General features: G+C 58.1%; 17 protein-coding genes. 13 read left to right on the top strand and 4 right to left on the bottom strand.

Annotated elements, in window-relative coordinates:
- Nucleotides 1-83: 83 nt before the first annotated feature.
- Nucleotides 84-1,091 carry a class 1 fructose-bisphosphatase gene (gene fbp, locus ACLHDD_RS13125; protein ID WP_427104465.1) on the bottom strand — a complete coding sequence of 336 codons (1,008 nt, stop codon included), beginning with the start codon at nucleotides 1,089-1,091 and terminating at the stop codon, nucleotides 84-86.
- A gap of 168 nt (nucleotides 1,092-1,259) precedes the next feature.
- Here fbp and mpl point away from each other — a divergent pair, with 168 nt between their 5' ends.
- Nucleotides 1,260-2,612 carry a UDP-N-acetylmuramate:L-alanyl-gamma-D-glutamyl-meso-diaminopimelate ligase gene (gene mpl / locus ACLHDD_RS13120; RefSeq protein ID WP_427104464.1) on the top strand — a complete coding sequence of 451 codons (1,353 nt, stop codon included), beginning with the start codon at nucleotides 1,260-1,262 and terminating at the stop codon, nucleotides 2,610-2,612.
- Nucleotides 2,613-2,736: 124 nt separating this feature from the next.
- Here mpl and yjgA read toward each other — a convergent pair whose 3' ends face one another.
- Nucleotides 2,737-3,282: a ribosome biogenesis factor YjgA gene (gene yjgA / locus ACLHDD_RS13115; RefSeq protein WP_427104463.1), complete on the bottom strand. Its 546-nt coding sequence runs from the start codon at nucleotides 3,280-3,282 to the stop codon at nucleotides 2,737-2,739.
- A 115-nt stretch (nucleotides 3,283-3,397) separates the two neighbouring features.
- Here yjgA and pmbA point away from each other — a divergent pair, with 115 nt between their 5' ends.
- From pmbA to ACLHDD_RS13060, 11 genes are all read left to right on the top strand, one after another.
- Complete coding sequence (gene pmbA, locus ACLHDD_RS13110; RefSeq protein WP_427104462.1) at nucleotides 3,398-4,738, top strand: metalloprotease PmbA; 1,341 nt, start codon at nucleotides 3,398-3,400, stop codon at nucleotides 4,736-4,738.
- Nucleotides 4,739-4,800: 62 nt separating this feature from the next.
- A complete protein-coding gene (gene cybC / locus ACLHDD_RS13105) occupies nucleotides 4,801-5,187 on the top strand; it encodes a cytochrome b562 (RefSeq protein ID WP_427104461.1) in 387 nt (128 codons plus the stop codon).
- A gap of 294 nt (nucleotides 5,188-5,481) precedes the next feature.
- Nucleotides 5,482-5,817 carry a glycine dehydrogenase gene (locus ACLHDD_RS13100; RefSeq protein ID WP_427104460.1) on the top strand — a complete coding sequence of 112 codons (336 nt, stop codon included), beginning with the start codon at nucleotides 5,482-5,484 and terminating at the stop codon, nucleotides 5,815-5,817.
- Between the two features lie 13 nt (nucleotides 5,818-5,830).
- Nucleotides 5,831-6,193, top strand: a complete 363-nt coding sequence (locus ACLHDD_RS13095) for an SFCGS family glycine-rich protein (protein ID WP_427104459.1) — start codon at nucleotides 5,831-5,833, stop codon at nucleotides 6,191-6,193.
- Complete coding sequence (locus ACLHDD_RS13090; RefSeq protein WP_427104458.1) at nucleotides 6,190-6,489, top strand: DUF4312 family protein; 300 nt, start codon at nucleotides 6,190-6,192, stop codon at nucleotides 6,487-6,489. The genes ACLHDD_RS13095 and ACLHDD_RS13090 overlap by 4 nt, the downstream gene beginning before the upstream one ends.
- A 115-nt stretch (nucleotides 6,490-6,604) precedes the next feature.
- Complete coding sequence (locus ACLHDD_RS13085; RefSeq protein WP_313655283.1) at nucleotides 6,605-7,381, top strand: DUF4311 domain-containing protein; 777 nt, start codon at nucleotides 6,605-6,607, stop codon at nucleotides 7,379-7,381.
- A gap of 10 nt (nucleotides 7,382-7,391) precedes the next feature.
- A complete protein-coding gene (locus ACLHDD_RS13080) occupies nucleotides 7,392-8,033 on the top strand; it encodes a DUF4310 family protein (RefSeq protein WP_427104457.1) in 642 nt (213 codons plus the stop codon).
- A 43-nt stretch (nucleotides 8,034-8,076) separates the two neighbouring features.
- The gene (locus ACLHDD_RS13075; RefSeq protein WP_427104456.1) at nucleotides 8,077-9,207 is read left to right on the top strand and encodes an amidohydrolase/deacetylase family metallohydrolase; all 1,131 of its coding nucleotides are present in this window, start codon (nucleotides 8,077-8,079) and stop codon (nucleotides 9,205-9,207) included.
- A complete protein-coding gene (locus ACLHDD_RS13070) occupies nucleotides 9,191-10,312 on the top strand; it encodes a DgaE family pyridoxal phosphate-dependent ammonia lyase (protein ID WP_427104455.1) in 1,122 nt (373 codons plus the stop codon). The genes ACLHDD_RS13075 and ACLHDD_RS13070 overlap by 17 nt, the downstream gene beginning before the upstream one ends.
- Nucleotides 10,309-11,049 carry a 2-dehydro-3-deoxy-phosphogluconate aldolase gene (gene dagF / locus ACLHDD_RS13065; RefSeq protein ID WP_427104454.1) on the top strand — a complete coding sequence of 247 codons (741 nt, stop codon included), beginning with the start codon at nucleotides 10,309-10,311 and terminating at the stop codon, nucleotides 11,047-11,049. Before ACLHDD_RS13070 ends, dagF begins: the two co-directional genes overlap by 4 nt.
- A gap of 105 nt (nucleotides 11,050-11,154) precedes the next feature.
- Entirely contained in the window at nucleotides 11,155-13,065 is a 1,911-nt protein-coding gene (locus tag ACLHDD_RS13060; protein ID WP_427104453.1) for a BglG family transcription antiterminator, read from the top strand.
- Between the two features lie 3 nt (nucleotides 13,066-13,068).
- Here ACLHDD_RS13060 and ACLHDD_RS13055 read toward each other — a convergent pair whose 3' ends face one another.
- Nucleotides 13,069-13,968: a LysR family transcriptional regulator gene (locus ACLHDD_RS13055; RefSeq protein ID WP_111139251.1), complete on the bottom strand. Its 900-nt coding sequence runs from the start codon at nucleotides 13,966-13,968 to the stop codon at nucleotides 13,069-13,071.
- Nucleotides 13,969-14,097: 129 nt separating this feature from the next.
- Here ACLHDD_RS13055 and ACLHDD_RS13050 point away from each other — a divergent pair, with 129 nt between their 5' ends.
- A complete protein-coding gene (locus tag ACLHDD_RS13050; protein WP_427104452.1) occupies nucleotides 14,098-14,802 on the top strand; it encodes a pirin family protein in 705 nt (234 codons plus the stop codon).
- A 52-nt stretch (nucleotides 14,803-14,854) separates the two neighbouring features.
- On the opposite strand, the gene dolP is transcribed toward ACLHDD_RS13050, so the two are convergent.
- A complete protein-coding gene (dolP, locus tag ACLHDD_RS13045; RefSeq protein WP_427104451.1) occupies nucleotides 14,855-15,427 on the bottom strand; it encodes a division/outer membrane stress-associated lipid-binding lipoprotein in 573 nt (190 codons plus the stop codon).
- Nucleotides 15,428-15,429: the final 2 nt, after the last annotated feature.

Here is a 15,429-nt window from a genome sequence, read left to right as displayed (position 1 = left end):
TCATCGCCACGCCGGATCAAAAAAGCCAGAGCACGTTAATCGCGCTCTGGCTTTTTACTTTTCTGGCTTAAACCGCGACCGGCTTAGCCCTGACGGCAGTCCGGGAACTCAGCCAGGAAACGCTCAACGTCGTTGACCATCGCCTCATTACCGCAGTAGAACGGGCAGCGCTGGTGCAGCGTAACGGGGGGAATATCCAGAATACGTCGCTGACCATCGCTGGCTTTACCGCCCGCCTGTTCGGCCAGGAAGGCCATCGGGTTGCACTCATACAGCAGACGCAGCTTGCCCTGAGGATGGCTGGCGGTGCTTGGGTAGAGGTAGATGCCGCCTTTCAGCAGGTTACGATGGAAATCCGCGACCAGCGAACCAATGTAACGCGAGGTGTAAGGGCGGTGTGTCGGCAGATCCTCTTCCTGGCAGAACTTCAGATATTTCTTCACGCCCTGTGGGAAACGGATGTAGTTGCCTTCGTTGATGGAGTAAGTGTAACCGCTCTCCGGATAGGTCATACGTTCGTGGCTCAGGCAGAACACACCCAGCGACGGATCGTAGGTAAACGCATGCACGCCTGCGCCGGTGGTGTAGACCATCATGGTGGATGAGCCGTAAACCACGTAGCCTGCAGCAACCTGCTTGTTGCCTGGCTGCATGAAGTCCGCTTCAACGACCGGTGTTCCCGGTTCGCTGACGCGGTGATAGATAGAGAAAATGGTGCCGACGGAAACGTTCACATCGATGTTAGACGAACCATCCAGCGGGTCCATTAACACCACATATTTGCCGTTCTCCTCACCTTCGAAGATCACAAACTCATCTTCTTCCTCCGAAGCGATACCGGCGACGATGCCACGCGCTTTCAGGGCTGCCTTGAGTTTTTCATTGGCGAACAGATCGAGTTTCATCTGCTGTTCACCCTGAACATTTTCCACACCACTGGCACCGAGGATATCCACTAACCCGGCTTTGTTGATATCGCGGTGAATGATTTTGGCACCCAGCTTGATAGCTGAGATCAGTGCCGTCAGTTCACCTGTGGCGTGCGGAAAGTCGTGCTGCTTCTCGACGATAAATTCGCCCAACGTTTTCATAACACATTCCCTGAATCTGCGATGGAGTGGCAGCACGCGTAACAGTCTGCCAACGGATGCGTACGCAGTTTAGCCGATTGAACTTCAAAAACCATAGTCCTAATCCGTTTCTTCCGTCTGCCAGCAGGGTTACACTGTGCGCCGAACTTTTGAGTAATGGATCATGTTATGCGCATTCACATCCTCGGGATTTGTGGCACGTTTATGGGCGGTCTGGCCGTGCTGGCTCGCTCACTGGGTCATCAGGTGACCGGTTCAGACGCCAACGTTTACCCGCCAATGAGCACGTTGCTCGAACAGCAAGGTATTGAATTAACTGAAGGTTACGACGCGAGCCAGCTTGACCCTGCGCCCGACCTGGTGATTATCGGCAATGCGATGACGCGGGGTAATCCCTGTGTGGAAGCGGTACTGGAACGTAACATTCCTTATCTCTCTGGCCCGCAATGGCTGCATGATTTCGTGCTGCGCGACCGCTGGGTGCTGGCAGTGGCCGGCACCCACGGCAAAACCACGACAGCCGGCATGGCAGCGTGGATTCTGGAGGCCTGCGGCCTGGAACCCGGCTTCATTATTGGTGGTGTGCCCGGAAACTTCGATGTCTCGGCAAAATTAGGAAAAAGTCCATTCTTCGTCATTGAAGCGGATGAGTATGACTGCGCGTTTTTCGATAAGCGTTCCAAGTTTGTTCACTACGCGCCACGCACCCTGATCCTCAACAACCTTGAGTTTGATCACGCGGATATCTTTGACGATCTTCGCGCCATCCAGAAGCAGTTCCACCATCTGGTGCGGATCGTGCCGGGTCAGGGCAGGATCCTGCTGCCGGAGCACGATCCTCACCTGAAACAGGTGATGGCGATGGGCTGCTGGAGCGAGCAGGAGAACGTGGGCGACCACGGACGCTGGCAGGCGAAGAAACTGACGACCGACGCGTCACACTGGGAAGTGTGGCTCGACGGTGAAAAAGTCGGAGAGGTGAACTGGGCACTGGTGGGTGAACATAACATGCACAATGGCCTGATGGCGATTGCTGCCGCGCGTCATGTGGGGGTCAGGCCGGAAGATGCCGGACAGGCGCTGAACAGCTTTATCAATGCCCGTCGCCGGCTGGAGCTGCGTGGCGAAGTGAACAGCATCAAGGTCTATGATGATTTTGCGCATCATCCGACCGCGATTCTGGCAACGCTGGCCGCACTGCGCAGCAAGGTCGGCGGACGGGCACGTATCCTGGCCGTGCTGGAGCCGCGCTCTAACACCATGAAGATGGGCGTCAGCAAAAACGATCTGGCGCCGTCGCTGGCGCGCGCGGATGAGGTCTTTCTGTTCCAGCCACACCATATTCCGTGGCAGGTTTCCGATGTTGCCGAAGCCTGTATTCCGCCTGCCCACTGGAGTGCCGATATCGATACGCTGGTGGAGATGGTGGCAAAAGCCGCTCAGCCAGGCGACTCTATTCTGGTCATGAGCAATGGCGGCTTTGGAGGTATTCATCAGAAGCTGCTGGACAGGCTGCAGTAATACGACAGGCGCCCGCATCGGGCGCTTTTTTATGCCGTCGGTGCACAGGCGTGTCCGGCATGCACCGGTCCGGGCGCGCGTTCACCTGTCCGCCATTGCAGCCAATCCGGCATCAGGCAGGATCTCAGTTTGCTTCGGCCAGCTCGCGCAGATACTGGAAAATCTGACGGGCAGATTTTGGCGGCTTGTTGCCCGCTTTCTCTTTCTGCGCGTTACGGATCATGCTGCGTAACTGCTGACGATCGGCGTCAGGATAAAGCGCGATCACGTCGCTCATTGCCTCATCACCCTGCTCAATCAGACGATCGCGTAACATTTCCAGCTTGTGGAACAGCGCGACCTGCTGATTGTGGCGATTCTTGAGCTTGTCCAGCGCAACGCGGATAGGCTCGACATCGATACTGCGCAGCAGTTTACCGATCAGTTGCAGCTGACGGCGACGACCCTCTTTTTTGATGCGCTGTGCCAGTTCAATCTCGGTGCGCAGGCGCTCATCCAGTGGGATCTTATCCAGCGAGTTTTTCCCCAGATCGACCAGTTCGGCACCCAGGCGCTTTAACTCTTCGGCATCGCGTTTAATTTCACTCTTACTGACCCAGATAATCTCTTCATCTTCTTCTTCATTATTATCTGGCACATCGTCGAGCCACTCATCGGGCTTTCTGGTCATTTCCGGGCTCCCAAAAAAAAGAGGCTAATCCTACCAGTTTATCGGGTGACTGCGAAATTGTTCTCTGACTCTGATAGACTCAAATCATTCACACATAAGATTAGACGGCAGGTCGATGAACGTATCTACTCAGGTTGCAGAACAGCGAAAAGTACTGGAGCAGGCAATTGCGCAGGCACTTGAACTGGCTAAGGCAAGCACTGACAGCGCGGAAGTCGCGGTCAGTAAAACCACCGGCATCGGGGTCAGCACCCGCTATGGCGAAGTGGAAAACGTCGAATTCAACAGCGACGGGGCGCTGGGCATTACCGTTTATCATCAGAACCGTAAAGGCAGCGCCTCATCAACCGACCTCAGCCCGGACGCGATTAAACGTACCGTGCAGGCGGCGATTGATATCGCGCGCTACACCTCTCCCGATCCTTATGCTGGTCCGGCTGATCCCGAGCTGCTGGCCTATGACGCGCCGGATCTCGATCTTTACCATCCGTGGGAGATCGACGCCGATCGTGCTATCGAGCTGGCGGCGCAGGCCGAGGAGGCCGCGCTGCGCGCCGACAAGCGGATCACCAACACCGAAGGCGGCAGCTTCAACAGCCATGTCGGCATCAAAGTTTTTGGTAACAGTCATGGCATGCTGCAGAGCTACTGTTCCAGCCGTCACTCGCTCTCCAGCAGCGTAATTGCCGAGCAGGATGGCGACATGGAACGCGACTATGCCTACACCATTGGCCGTGCGTTCGACGATCTGAAAAGCCCGGAGTGGGTGGGCGCAGAGTGTGCACGCCGCACGCTTTCCCGTCTGGCGCCGCGCAAGCTGCCGACGATGAAGGCCCCGGTGATTTTTGCCGCTGAAGTGGCGACCGGCCTGTTTGGTCATCTGGTGGGGGCGATCAGCGGCGGCAGTGTCTACCGTAAATCGACCTTCCTGCTGGATGCCATGGGGCAGCAGATTCTGCCGGAGTGGCTGACCATCAGCGAACAGCCGCATCTGCTGAAAGGGCTGGCCTCGACGCCTTTCGACAGCGAAGGCGTGCGGACACAGTCGCGCGACATTATTAAAGCGGGTGTCCTGCAGACCTGGCTGCTGACCAGCTACTCGGCGCGCAAGCTGGGCCTGACCAGCACCGGTCACGCTGGTGGTATCCATAACTGGCGTATCGCGGGTCAGGGTCACAGCTCCGATGCGCTGCTGAAGCAGATGGGCACGGGACTGGTGGTCACCGAGCTGATGGGTCAGGGCGTCAGCGCCATTACCGGCGATTACTCTCGCGGGGCAGCCGGCTTCTGGGTGGAGAATGGCGTAATTCAGTATCCGGTCAGCGAAATCACCATTGCGGGCAATCTCAAAGAGATGTGGCGTAACATGGTGACCATCGGTGACGACATCGAAACCCGTAGCAACATTCAGTGCGGTTCCGTATTACTGCCTGAAATGAAGATAGCGGGACAATAAGATGCATTTCTGAAGCAGCCCGTTGGCTGCTTTTTTTCATCACAATAAAAAAGGAAATGATGATGCGTAAGCATGTGATTGCAATGTTGTCGGCTTCTTTGCTGTTCTCCAGCGTCAGCCTCTATGCGGCGGACCTGGAAGAGGATATGGACACGCTAAATGCAAACCTGAAAATCGTCAAAAAAACAGACAATGCTCAGGAGATGCAGCAGGCGTTAACGAAAATGCGAGCTGCCGCACAGGATGCGAAGCAGTCCACACCGGATAAGCTGGAAGGTCAGCCTGCTGACAGCGCACAGGTGAAAGCGTATCACGCCGGTCTGGACTCGCTGATAGCCCAGATCGATGTGGTTAATACGCTGGCGAAAGCGAATAACGTGGCGGGCGCAAAGCGTGAAGCTGCGAAATTTGATGACATCCGCGATACCAACCATAAGAAATTCCGTTAATCCGATCGCCGGTCAGCCCGACCGGCGTTTTTTACCATCACCTCTTCTTATCACACCACTGACGTCTGCCGACTGCGCCAGCCGGTGTCGCGCAATCAGCCGCTTCGTGACGGTGTGTTCTCACGCTCCGTGCAATCCGTAACTCATTACGCACTAACCGTGCAGGCTGCGATCTGACGCACAACCTTCATTCTGATTTCCACTTGCTGCAGGAAATGTTGCCTCTCCACAGCCGATGGGATGGAGGTTAATTTATTTTCAACGCGAATTATCCGGCTTAACAGGAGTAGTAAGGTGAGCAATGACAGCGTTCCGGTGTATGAAGCGCCACCGGAGAAAGTGCAGGAGCTGGCTGACCGCGTGATGAGGCAGATAGAGGCAATCTACCAGCAGCACGGCATTCAGCCCAATGCGGTGCAGCAGCAGATGCTGCAATCCCATGTCACCGCAATGGCATCACGCTCACTGAGCGGGGAGCCGCTGCCGGACGTGGAAGCGGAGCTGTTTGAGGATATTCCGTCGGAGACGTTAGCGCTGGCGCAGCAGGTGGTAGATCTGTTTGGCAATCTGCCTCGTGAAGAGGCGTGGCTGCTGTCAGTCCATATAGAAGTCGCGCGATCCAACAACTGAAGAGGAACAGAGCATGGTCACAGTCGTCATTGGCGATCGGTTAGGTAAAGGGCAGAAAGTGGCGGCAGGCATCGAAAAAGCCGGTGGCCGGGCCATCGTGGTGCCAGGTGTGGCGGCCGACATGAAGCTGGGTGACGTGATGAAAGCTGAAAACGCTGATTTCGGCATCTCCTTCTGCGGCAGCGGCGGTGCAGGTGCGATCACTGCGCAGAACAAGCATGGCTATAAAGCAAAACATGGCATGCGCTCGATTGATGAGGGCGTCACCGCCATCAATGAAGGCGCCACGGTGCTGGGCTTTGGTTTTATGGACAAGGAGGAATTAGGTGAGCGGCTGGTGCAGGCCTGGAACAGGAAGCACGGCAGCGGATTATGAAAGAACACTACGTGACGCAGGTGACGGTCGACGGCAAAGGCGACACCAAAGCGAAAGCCTTTGCCGATGCTCTGAGCCGTGTGCAGAACCAGGTTCTGCGCGCAACGCAAAAAATTCTGCTGCGCATCGAACCTCAGGATGTCCGGGTGCTGCGGGCGCAGGAGAATGTCAGAACCGAGAAGTTTCTCTTCTTCTTTCTGGCGCGCCAGCGCCGGCACTTCAGCGTCACGCTGGAGATCACCGTCAGCGTCACCGTTTTCGATACTGAGCAGGTGACGTTTACGACAACATCATAAGCCTGTGTGCGTCGGGCCATTCTGCCCTGCGTCTGCTGTGGCAACTCTATGGCCGGCAGGGCGAGGCGGCGGCTGATGCCGGACGGGTAAAAAAACGACAATAAGGTACAACAACATGTTTTTAATCATTTTGTTTAAGTCGTTGATCATTGGCGGGCTGGTTGGCGTCGGCGTGGGGGCAGGTGCCGCGCGCATGTTCCATGCGCCGACAACGCAGGGCATGGGGGCTTTCCGAACGCTGGGTGAGCTGAACTCGTGCGAAGGCGATCCGGCCTCCCACTTCTCCTTTGGTCTTGGCTTCTTTTTCAATGCCTGGGCATCTTCTGTGGCCGCCGGTTCCTTCACGCAGGATGTGGACCACCGCATCATCCCAAACTGGGGGGCGGCGGCGCTGATGGTAAAGAATCGCAACGTGGCGGAGACGCTGCACAACCCGAAAAAAATGGCTATCGCCTGCGGCATCATCGGCATGATCGTGGTCGCCTTCCTGAACTCGACCGCCTCCGCAGTGCCTGCTGCGCTGCAGGTCACGGCAGTCAAAGTACTGGTGCCCGCCGCGAACCTGCTGGTGAACACCGTCATGCCGGTTATCTTCTGGCTGGCTGCGATCGACGCAGGCAGAAAGTCGGGCTTCTGGGCCACCATTTTTGGCGGCCTGGCGCAGCTGATTATGGGCAACGCCGTGCCGGGCCTGGTGCTGGGCATTCTGATTGGTAAAGGCGTAGAAGAGAGCGGCTGGAACCGGGTCACCAAAGTCATGATGACGGCGATTGTGCTGCTGTTTGTGCTGAGCGGCTTCTTCCGGGGTTTCGATATGAAACTGCTGCAGTCATTCCAGCTCGGCATTCCTGGCTGGCTTGACATGATCCACAACACCGTCAGCGGTAAATAGGGGCGATGCGATGAACGAAAATAAAGGCTTCTGGTACGCCGACTGGTCTTTCCCGATCTTTGTTGGCCTGCTCTCTTCGGGTGTCTTTGCCGGAACCCACATGTATTACCTCTATGGTATCGGCGCGTTTAACGAAGTGGCGTTTGTCTCAATGCTGCGTGCAGGCATGGAAACCGGCGTCTATGGCGCGGTCGCTGCCTTTGGCGCCAGCTTCCTGTTTGCCCGCATTATCGAAGGCTCGCTGGTGGGTATTCTGGACATCGGCGGTGCGATTCAGACCGGCGTCGGACTGGGCGTTCCGGCGCTGCTGCTGGGCGCGGGTATCATCTTCCCGGTAGCGAACTTCGCCGCCTCGCTGGTGACCGGGCTGGTGATCGGCCTGGCCATTGGCTACCTGATTATTCTGGCGCGTAAATTCACCATCAATCAGAGCGACTCGACCTACGGCGCTGACGTGATGATGGGCGCAGGCAATGCCTCGGGACGCTTTCTGGGACCACTCATCATTCTCTCCGCTATGGCGGCTTCCATCCCGATTGGGCTGGGTTCGCTGCTGGGGGCGCTGCTGTTCTATCTCTGGAACAAGCCAATTACTGGCGGCGCGATACTGGGCGCAATGATCCTGGGTGCGATTTACCCGATTGCTCTCTGATCTCATCGACAGCCCGACGGTGGGCTGTCGTTAAGGAGAAACCATGTACGACCTGATTATCCGCGCCGCACGCCTCTGCGATGAGCAGGTGGTCGATATTGCGCTGCAGAATGGCCGTATCGCGGCGATAGGCCGCGTGCAGGGCAGCGCCCGCCGCGAGCGCAATCTGGCGGGCCGCGTCTATCTCAGCGCGGGCTGGATCGACTCCCACGTTCACTGCTATCCCAAATCTCCGATTTATCATGATGAGGCGGATGCGATTGGCGTGGCGCATGGCGTCACCACGGTGGTCGATGCGGGCAGCACCGGCGCAGATCATATTGATGACTTTTACCAGCTGACGCGCACGGCCACGACGCAGGTCTATGCGCTGATCAATATCGCCCGCACCGGCATCGTCACTCAGAATGAGCTGGCCGATATGACGCAGATCGATGGTGAAGCGGTGCAGCAGGCGGTGACGCGGCTGCCTGATTTTATTGTTGGCCTCAAGGCGCGTATCAGCAGCAGCGTGGTCGGTAAAAACGGCGTGCAGCCGCTGATAAAAGCGAAAGCGATCCAGCAGCAGAGCGGCGGACTGCCGCTGATGGTGCATATCGGTAACGATCCACCCGATCTCGACCAGATCGTGGATCTGCTCACCAGCGGCGACATCATCACGCACTGCTTCAATGGCAAGCCTAATCGTATCCTGACGCCGCAGGGAGAACTGAAAGTGGCGGTAAAACAGGCGATTGCGCGCGGTGTACGGCTGGATGTGGGCCACGGCAGCGCCAGTTTCAGCTTTGAGGTGGCCCGGGCAGCGATCGCGCAGGGCATTCTGCCCGACACCATCAGTTCGGATATCTACTGCCGCAATCGCCTGGCCGGGCCGGTACACAGTCTGGCGCATGTCATGTCGAAGTTTTTCAGCGTCGGCATGACGCTGCCGCAGGTGATCGACTGCGTCACGGCCAGGGCGGCCGCAGGACTTCGCCTGACGCGCAAGGGCCAGCTGAAAGTAGGTTATGACGCCGATCTGACGGTGTTTAGCGTTAAACAGGAGAGCCGGCCCTTCATCGATTCAGAGGGTGAACAGGTGGCCGGTGATAAACATCTGATCCCGCTGGCGGCCGTGGTCGCCGGAGAGTGGTTTGCGACTGAAGAAGGAGCCGCGCATGAACCCGGTTTATGAAAAGTATGGCCTGAAGCCGGTCATTAACGCCTCTGGCCGTATGACGATCCTCGGTGTTTCCACGCCGTCGAGTGAGGTGATCGACACGGTGAAATATGGCCTCGAACATTACTTCGAGATGAAAGATCTGGTGGATAAGACGGGTGCCTATATCGCCGGGCTGCTGAAGGTGGAGAACGCGCTGGTGGTTTCCTGCGCCTCGGCCGGTATCGCCCAGAGCGTGGCGGCGGTCATTGTCAAAGACAGCGACTGGCTGCTGGATAATCTGCATGCTGCGCCGCTGACCATTCCGCATCAGATTGTGGTGCCGAAAGGGCACAACGTGAACTATGGCGCGCCGGTAGGAAGTATGGTGGCGCTGGGCGGCGGAGAGCTGGTGGAGGCAGGTTACAGCAACGAATGCTCAGCCGCCCAGCTCGCCGCGGCGATCACGCCGCAGACGGCGGCCATCCTCTATGTGAAATCACATCACTGCGTGCAGAAGAGCCATCTCGATGTGGCACAGGCTGCCGCCGTGGCGCGCGAGCACGGCGTGCCATTAATTGTCGATGCCGCCGCAGAAGAGGATCTGCACTGTTACTACGCGGTAGGGGCGGATCTGGTGATCTACAGCGGCGCCAAAGCCATCGAAGGGCCGACCAGCGGACTGGTGATCGGCAGGCATCAGTATGTCGAATGGGTTAAACGCCAGACCAACGGCATTGGCCGTGCAATGAAAGTCGGCAAAGAGGGCATTCTTGGGCTGACCCAGGCCATCGAAAGCTACCTGACGCAGCCGAAGATCAGCGGCGCGCAGATGGTGGAAAAAATGACGCCCTTCATTGCGCAGCTCAACAGCCTGCACGGCGTGACGGCCCGCGTGGTGTGGGACAGCGCCGGGCGCGATATCGCCCGCACCGAGATCGCTTTCGATGAAGCCGCGATCCCGCACCGCACCGGCGATCTGGTGCAGGCACTCAAAAAGGGCGACGTGGCGATCTATTTCCGCGGCTACAAAGCCAACGAAGGCATTATCGAAGCGGACGTCCGCAGCGTCAGCGCCGATCAGCTGAATACCATCTTTACCCGCATCCAGACGCTGCTAAACGGAGAAAACAACGCATGACGCTGACCCCCCATTTTTATCAGGATCGTCTCTGCCTCAATGTGCTGGCGGGATCAAAAGAGAATGCGCGCGCCATCTGGCAGGCGGCAGAAGGGCATGTGCTGGTGGGTGTACTGTCAAAAAACTACGCCAGCAATGCGGCCGCGATCGCCGATATGCGCGAGTATGCCGCGCTGATCGACAACGCGCTCTCGATCGGGCTGGGCGCGGGCGATCCGAATCAGTCACAGATGGTGAGTGAGATCGCGGCGGAGCTGCAGCCGCAGCATGTAAACCAGGTTTTTACCGGTGTCGCCACCAGTCGCGCCCTGCTGGGGCAGTCGCAGACCGTCGTCAACGGCCTGATCTCACCCACCGGCACGCCGGGTCGGGTAAAAATTTCCACCGGACCGCGCAGCGCAAAACAGCCTGACGGGATCGTTCCCGTCGAAACCGCTATTGCGATGCTGCAGGATATGGGCGGCAGCTCGGTGAAATATTTCCCGATGGGCGGGCTGCAGGCGGTGGAGGAGTATCGCGCCGTGGCGGAAGCGTGCGCAAAACAGGATTTCTGGCTGGAGCCTACCGGCGGCATCGATCTGGCGAATTTTGGTGAGATCGTCCGTATTGCGCTGGCGTCGGGCGTCAGTAAAGTGATCCCGCATGTTTACAGTTCGATCATCGATAAAGCCAGTGGTGAGACGCGCGTGGAGGATGTGCGGCAGCTGCTGACGATCTGTAAAACGCTGCTTGCCTGAGGATCGATACGATCGGTAAGCCCCGGCGCGATCGCGCAGCATGGACGTTGCACGACGATCGCCGTAGGCTGATTCCCATTTTCTGTCTGCTAACAGGTAACGCTTGTGAGATTTCCCCATCAGCGCCTTGCGCAACTGTTCGATGCCCTGCAAAACGAAACGCTGCCTCAGGAGGAGCTGGCGCGGCGCTTTGCCGTCTCGACGCGCACCGTGCGCACCGACATGACGGCGCTGAATGCGCTGCTGGCCGAACATGGCGCGCAGTTTATCCTGAATCGCGGTGCAGGCTATCAGCTGAAAATTGAGGATGCGCAGCGCTTTCAGCATCTGCAACAGCACAGTGCATCGCCACTGCGGGTGCCCCGAACCGCACCAGATCGGGTACGCTATCTGCTGACCCGCTTTCTCACCGCGGCCTACTCACTGAAGCTGGAGGCGCTGGCAGAAGAGTGGTTTGTCAGTCGCGCCACTCTGCAGAATGATATGGCCGAGGTGCGCGAATGGCTGGGGCGCTATCACCTTACTATCGAGAGCAAGCCGCATTACGGCATGAAGCTGTTTGGCAGTGAGGTGGCAATCCGGACCTGTCTGACTGACCTGTTGTGGCAAATCGATCAGGCGCAGCCGGAGAGTCCGCTGCTGACCATCGAGGCGCTGAACAGCGGCATACTGGAGACGCTGCGTCCGCTGCTGCAGCGCTGTTTCGCCCGGCACAACATCCGGCTGAGCGATGAGGGCGAGCGCTATCTGCGGATCTACTGTGCCGTGGCGGTACGGCGCATCAGCGAAGGCTATCCGCTCAACGATCCGGGGGCGGAAGAGATTGGCGACGAGGAGCGGGAAGCCGCGCATCAGCTGATTACGCTGATGCGTCCGCTGGTCAGCAAGCCCATCTCCCCGGCTGAAGAGCACTGGCTGCGGATTAACATTGCGGCGCGGCGGATTCAGGCGGTGGCCCCCAGCGCCATTAACGCAGACGATGGCGAGGCGCTGGTGGATTATCTGCTCAGCTTTATCAACACTCACTACAACTTTAATCTGCAGCACGATCAGCAGCTGCGTGCCGATCTGCTTACCCACATCAAGACCATGATTACCCGGGTTCGCTATCAGATTCATATCCCTAACCCGCTGCTCAGTAACATCAAGCAGCACTATCCGATGGCCTATGATGTCACCCTCGCGGCGGTGACCAGCTGGGGGAAGTATACCCCTTATGTGATCAGCGAGAATGAAATAGGCTTTCTGGTACTGCATATCGGTGTCGGGCTGGAGCGCCACTATGACGTCGGTTATCAGCGTCATCCGCAGGTGCTGCTGGTGTGCGACAGCGGCAACTCGACGCTGCGGATGATTGAGGCGATGCTGCTGCGCCGCTATCCGCAGCTGCAGGTCACGGCGCGACTGTCACAGCGTGAATATGAGGCGCGCAGCCGCATTGATGAGGATTTTGTTATCTCAACCATCCGCCTCAGCGAAAAAGAGAAGCCGGTGGTGGTCATGTCGCCGTTTCCCACCGGTTTTCAGCTGGAACAGATTGGCAAACTGGTGCTGGTCGATCGAACCCGGCCCTATATGCTGGCGAAATTTTTTGATGCGCAGCATTTTCATATTATCGATCGGCCGATGACCCGTTCTGAGCTGTTCCGCCAGCTGTGCGATCAGCTGGAGGCGGAGGGATTTGTGGATGCGGCGTTCTGTCCGTCGGTAGAAGAGCGCGAAGCGATCGTCAGCACCATGCTCGGCGAAGGCATTGCGCTGCCGCACTCGCTGGGGCTGCTGGCAAAGAAAACCGTGGTCTGCACCGTGCTGGCCCCGCAGGGAATCGCCTGGGGCGACGACACCGCCTATGTGATTTTTCTGCTGGCGATCAGCAAAAGTGAGTATGAAGAGGCGATGGCGATCTACGATCTGTTTGTGACGTTTCTGCGTGAAAGGGCGATGACCCGCCTGCGGGATAGCACGGATTTCAGTAGCTTCAGGGCGGTCGCGATGGATTGTCTGAGCCGCCCCTGAGTATCAGTTTTTCTTTGCCAGCAGGCGTGGGATCTCACGCAGACACCAGGATTTCGCTTCGCCCATGCTGTCACGTCGCCACGCCATAATAATATCGACCTCGCGGGTATACTCCGGGCTGACCACCCGCAGGCGACCTTCGGCAATGTCCTGCTCCACTAGCGAATAGGGCATGGTCGCGACGCCCAGGCCCGCCAGCAGCGCGCGGCGCTTGTCGTCCATGCTGCTCACGGTCAGGCGCTGCTGCTTATCCAGCAGCTGCACGGTCAGCACCGGCCGCTCACGGGCCGTGTCTGCCACCGCAATGCCACGGTATTTGACCCGCGTCACTTCCGACTGCGGTTCAGGTTCGTTGTGAATCGGGTGATCGGCGCTGGCGACATAGACGCTCATCATGGTGTAGAGCTTGCGGGTGTTAATTTCGGTTGAAGCGCGGAAGTGCATATCTGGCGCGATTACGATGTCGGCGCGGCCCTGTTCCAGCCGCTCCCAGGCGCCTGCCAGTACTTCGGTGACCAGTGAAAACTGCGTATTGGCTTTATCTGCCAGCCGCGTGACCAGCGGAAACAGGGCCTCGACCGGCACCAGCGCTTCAGTCACGATGGTCAGATGTGTTTCCCAGCCGCGTGCCAGTGCTTCTGCATCTGTGGTGAGCTTATCGGCGGCTTCCAGCAGTACCCGGCCGCGCTCCAGCAGCATGCGTCCCACGTTCGTGAATTTGGTGCGATGACCGGAACGGTCAAACAGCACCACATCCAGCTCCTCTTCCAGCTTCTGCATGGTGTAGCTGAGGGCGGAAGGAACGCGGCCCAGTTCATCCGCGGCAGCGGCAAAACTGCCACGTCGATCAATCGCATCCATTACGCGTAAAGATTCAAGGGTTAACGCACGCTCTTTAGCCATCCCGGTTCTCTGTCAGGAAATTTGAACATGCCGGGCAGATTAACTGGCTAACAATCCGGCGTCCAGACTTTTACCATGAGGGTATAGAGTCCGCGACCGATTCTCGTCAGCGGATGCCGGAGGTAAATCATGATCACCACACGCAGTGCGTCTGCATGTGGCCAGGCCGATTTTGGCTGGCTGCAGGCCCGCTACAGTTTCTCTTTTGGCCACTACTTTGATCCGAAGCTGATGGGCTACGCGTCACTGCGCGTCCTGAACCAGGAAGTGCTGGCGCCGGGCGCCGCGTTTCAGCCGCGCTCTTATCCTCAGGTCGATGTGCTGAACATCGTGCTGCAGGGTGAAGCGGAATACCGCGACAGCGAAGGCAACACCATCAGCGTACAGGAAGGGGAGGCGCTGCTGCTCTCTGCGCAGCCGGGCGTCAGTTACACCGAAATAAACCAGAGCAAAGAGCGACCGCTGACGCGTATGCAGCTCTGGCTGGCCGCCTGCCCGGAGCGGGAAAACCCGCGCATGCAGAAAATGGCACTGGCAGAAGGGCAGCTGTCGCAGCTGATCGCCTCGCCGGATGGCGCAGACGAAAGTCTGCAGCTGCGTCAGCAGGTATGGATTTATCAGGTCGAGCTGGCACCGGGTGAGCAGCACGCGCTGCGCTTACAGGGGCCGCGTGCCTATCTGCAGTCGATTCACGGATCGCTGACCGCAATGTCCGGCACCGATCATCAGGAGACGCTGGGTTGTGGTGACGGCGCGTTCCTGCAGGAGGAGAAGCAGCTGCAGCTGACCGCCAAAACTCCGACCCGCGCGCTGGTTATCGACATTCCGGTCTGAATCGCAGGCATAAAAAAAGGCGGCCAGGGCCGCCTTTTTTGCGTTCTGCAGGTTATTTCAGCATGGTGAAGGCGGTGGTAACGTGCTTCACGCCGCTGACGCGGCTGGCGATATCGGCCGCTGCCTGTGCTTCCTGTGACGTTACCAGACCCAGCAGGAACACTTCGCCATTCTCCGTCGTCACTTTTACGTTTGACGATTTCACCTGGTCGCTGCCCAGCAGCTGCGAGCGGATTTTGGTGGTGATCCAGGTGTCGGACGAGGTGGTGCCGAGCGTCACTTTCTGCCCGATACGAATTTCGTTATACACCTCGGTTGCGCCATCCACCCCCATGGTGATCTGTTTGGCGCGATTAGCAATCTCCTGCGACGGTGCCTGACCGGTCAGCAGCACTTTGCCCTGATAAGCTGTCGCAATCACGCGGGCATCGGTTTTGATCTGCTGATCTTTGGCTAATGCGTTTGTGACGCGCAGCTCCAGCGTGCCGTCATCCACCTGCGTCCCGACGGAGCGGGGATCGGTAGCCGTTTTGGTCGCAACGGCCGCACCGCCCGCGACGACCGCGACACAGCCCTGCAGCAGCATGGCGGTTAACAGAATAGCTATAGCGTTCAATGCTTTCATTC

The organism is Pantoea sp. NSTU24 (assembly GCF_050157905.1).
Taxonomy (GTDB): Bacteria; Pseudomonadota; Gammaproteobacteria; order Enterobacterales; family Enterobacteriaceae; genus Pantoea.
Note: the sequence above shows the minus strand (reverse complement) of the source record. Positions and strands in the feature narration are given on the sequence as shown.

Bases quoted from the DNA above. Each gene is read 5' to 3' on its own strand.
- fbp (WP_427104465.1), bottom strand. From the start codon at position 1,091: ATGAAAACGTTGGGCGAATTTATCGTCGAGAAGCAGCACGACTTTCCG.
- mpl (WP_427104464.1), top strand. From the start codon at position 1,260: ATGCGCATTCACATCCTCGGGATTTGTGGCACGTTTATGGGCGGTCTG.
- yjgA (WP_427104463.1), bottom strand. From the start codon at position 3,282: ATGACCAGAAAGCCCGATGAGTGGCTCGACGATGTGCCAGATAATAAT.
- pmbA (WP_427104462.1), top strand. From the start codon at position 3,398: ATGAACGTATCTACTCAGGTTGCAGAACAGCGAAAAGTACTGGAGCAG.
- cybC (WP_427104461.1), top strand. From the start codon at position 4,801: ATGCGTAAGCATGTGATTGCAATGTTGTCGGCTTCTTTGCTGTTCTCC.
- ACLHDD_RS13095 (WP_427104459.1), top strand. From the start codon at position 5,831: ATGGTCACAGTCGTCATTGGCGATCGGTTAGGTAAAGGGCAGAAAGTG.
- ACLHDD_RS13090 (WP_427104458.1), top strand. From the start codon at position 6,190: ATGAAAGAACACTACGTGACGCAGGTGACGGTCGACGGCAAAGGCGAC.
- ACLHDD_RS13085 (WP_313655283.1), top strand. From the start codon at position 6,605: ATGTTTTTAATCATTTTGTTTAAGTCGTTGATCATTGGCGGGCTGGTT.
- ACLHDD_RS13080 (WP_427104457.1), top strand. From the start codon at position 7,392: ATGAACGAAAATAAAGGCTTCTGGTACGCCGACTGGTCTTTCCCGATC.
- ACLHDD_RS13075 (WP_427104456.1), top strand. From the start codon at position 8,077: ATGTACGACCTGATTATCCGCGCCGCACGCCTCTGCGATGAGCAGGTG.
- ACLHDD_RS13070 (WP_427104455.1), top strand. From the start codon at position 9,191: ATGAACCCGGTTTATGAAAAGTATGGCCTGAAGCCGGTCATTAACGCC.
- dagF (WP_427104454.1), top strand. From the start codon at position 10,309: ATGACGCTGACCCCCCATTTTTATCAGGATCGTCTCTGCCTCAATGTG.
- ACLHDD_RS13055 (WP_111139251.1), bottom strand. From the start codon at position 13,968: ATGGCTAAAGAGCGTGCGTTAACCCTTGAATCTTTACGCGTAATGGAT.
- ACLHDD_RS13050 (WP_427104452.1), top strand. From the start codon at position 14,098: ATGATCACCACACGCAGTGCGTCTGCATGTGGCCAGGCCGATTTTGGC.
- dolP (WP_427104451.1), bottom strand. From the start codon at position 15,427: ATGAAAGCATTGAACGCTATAGCTATTCTGTTAACCGCCATGCTGCTG.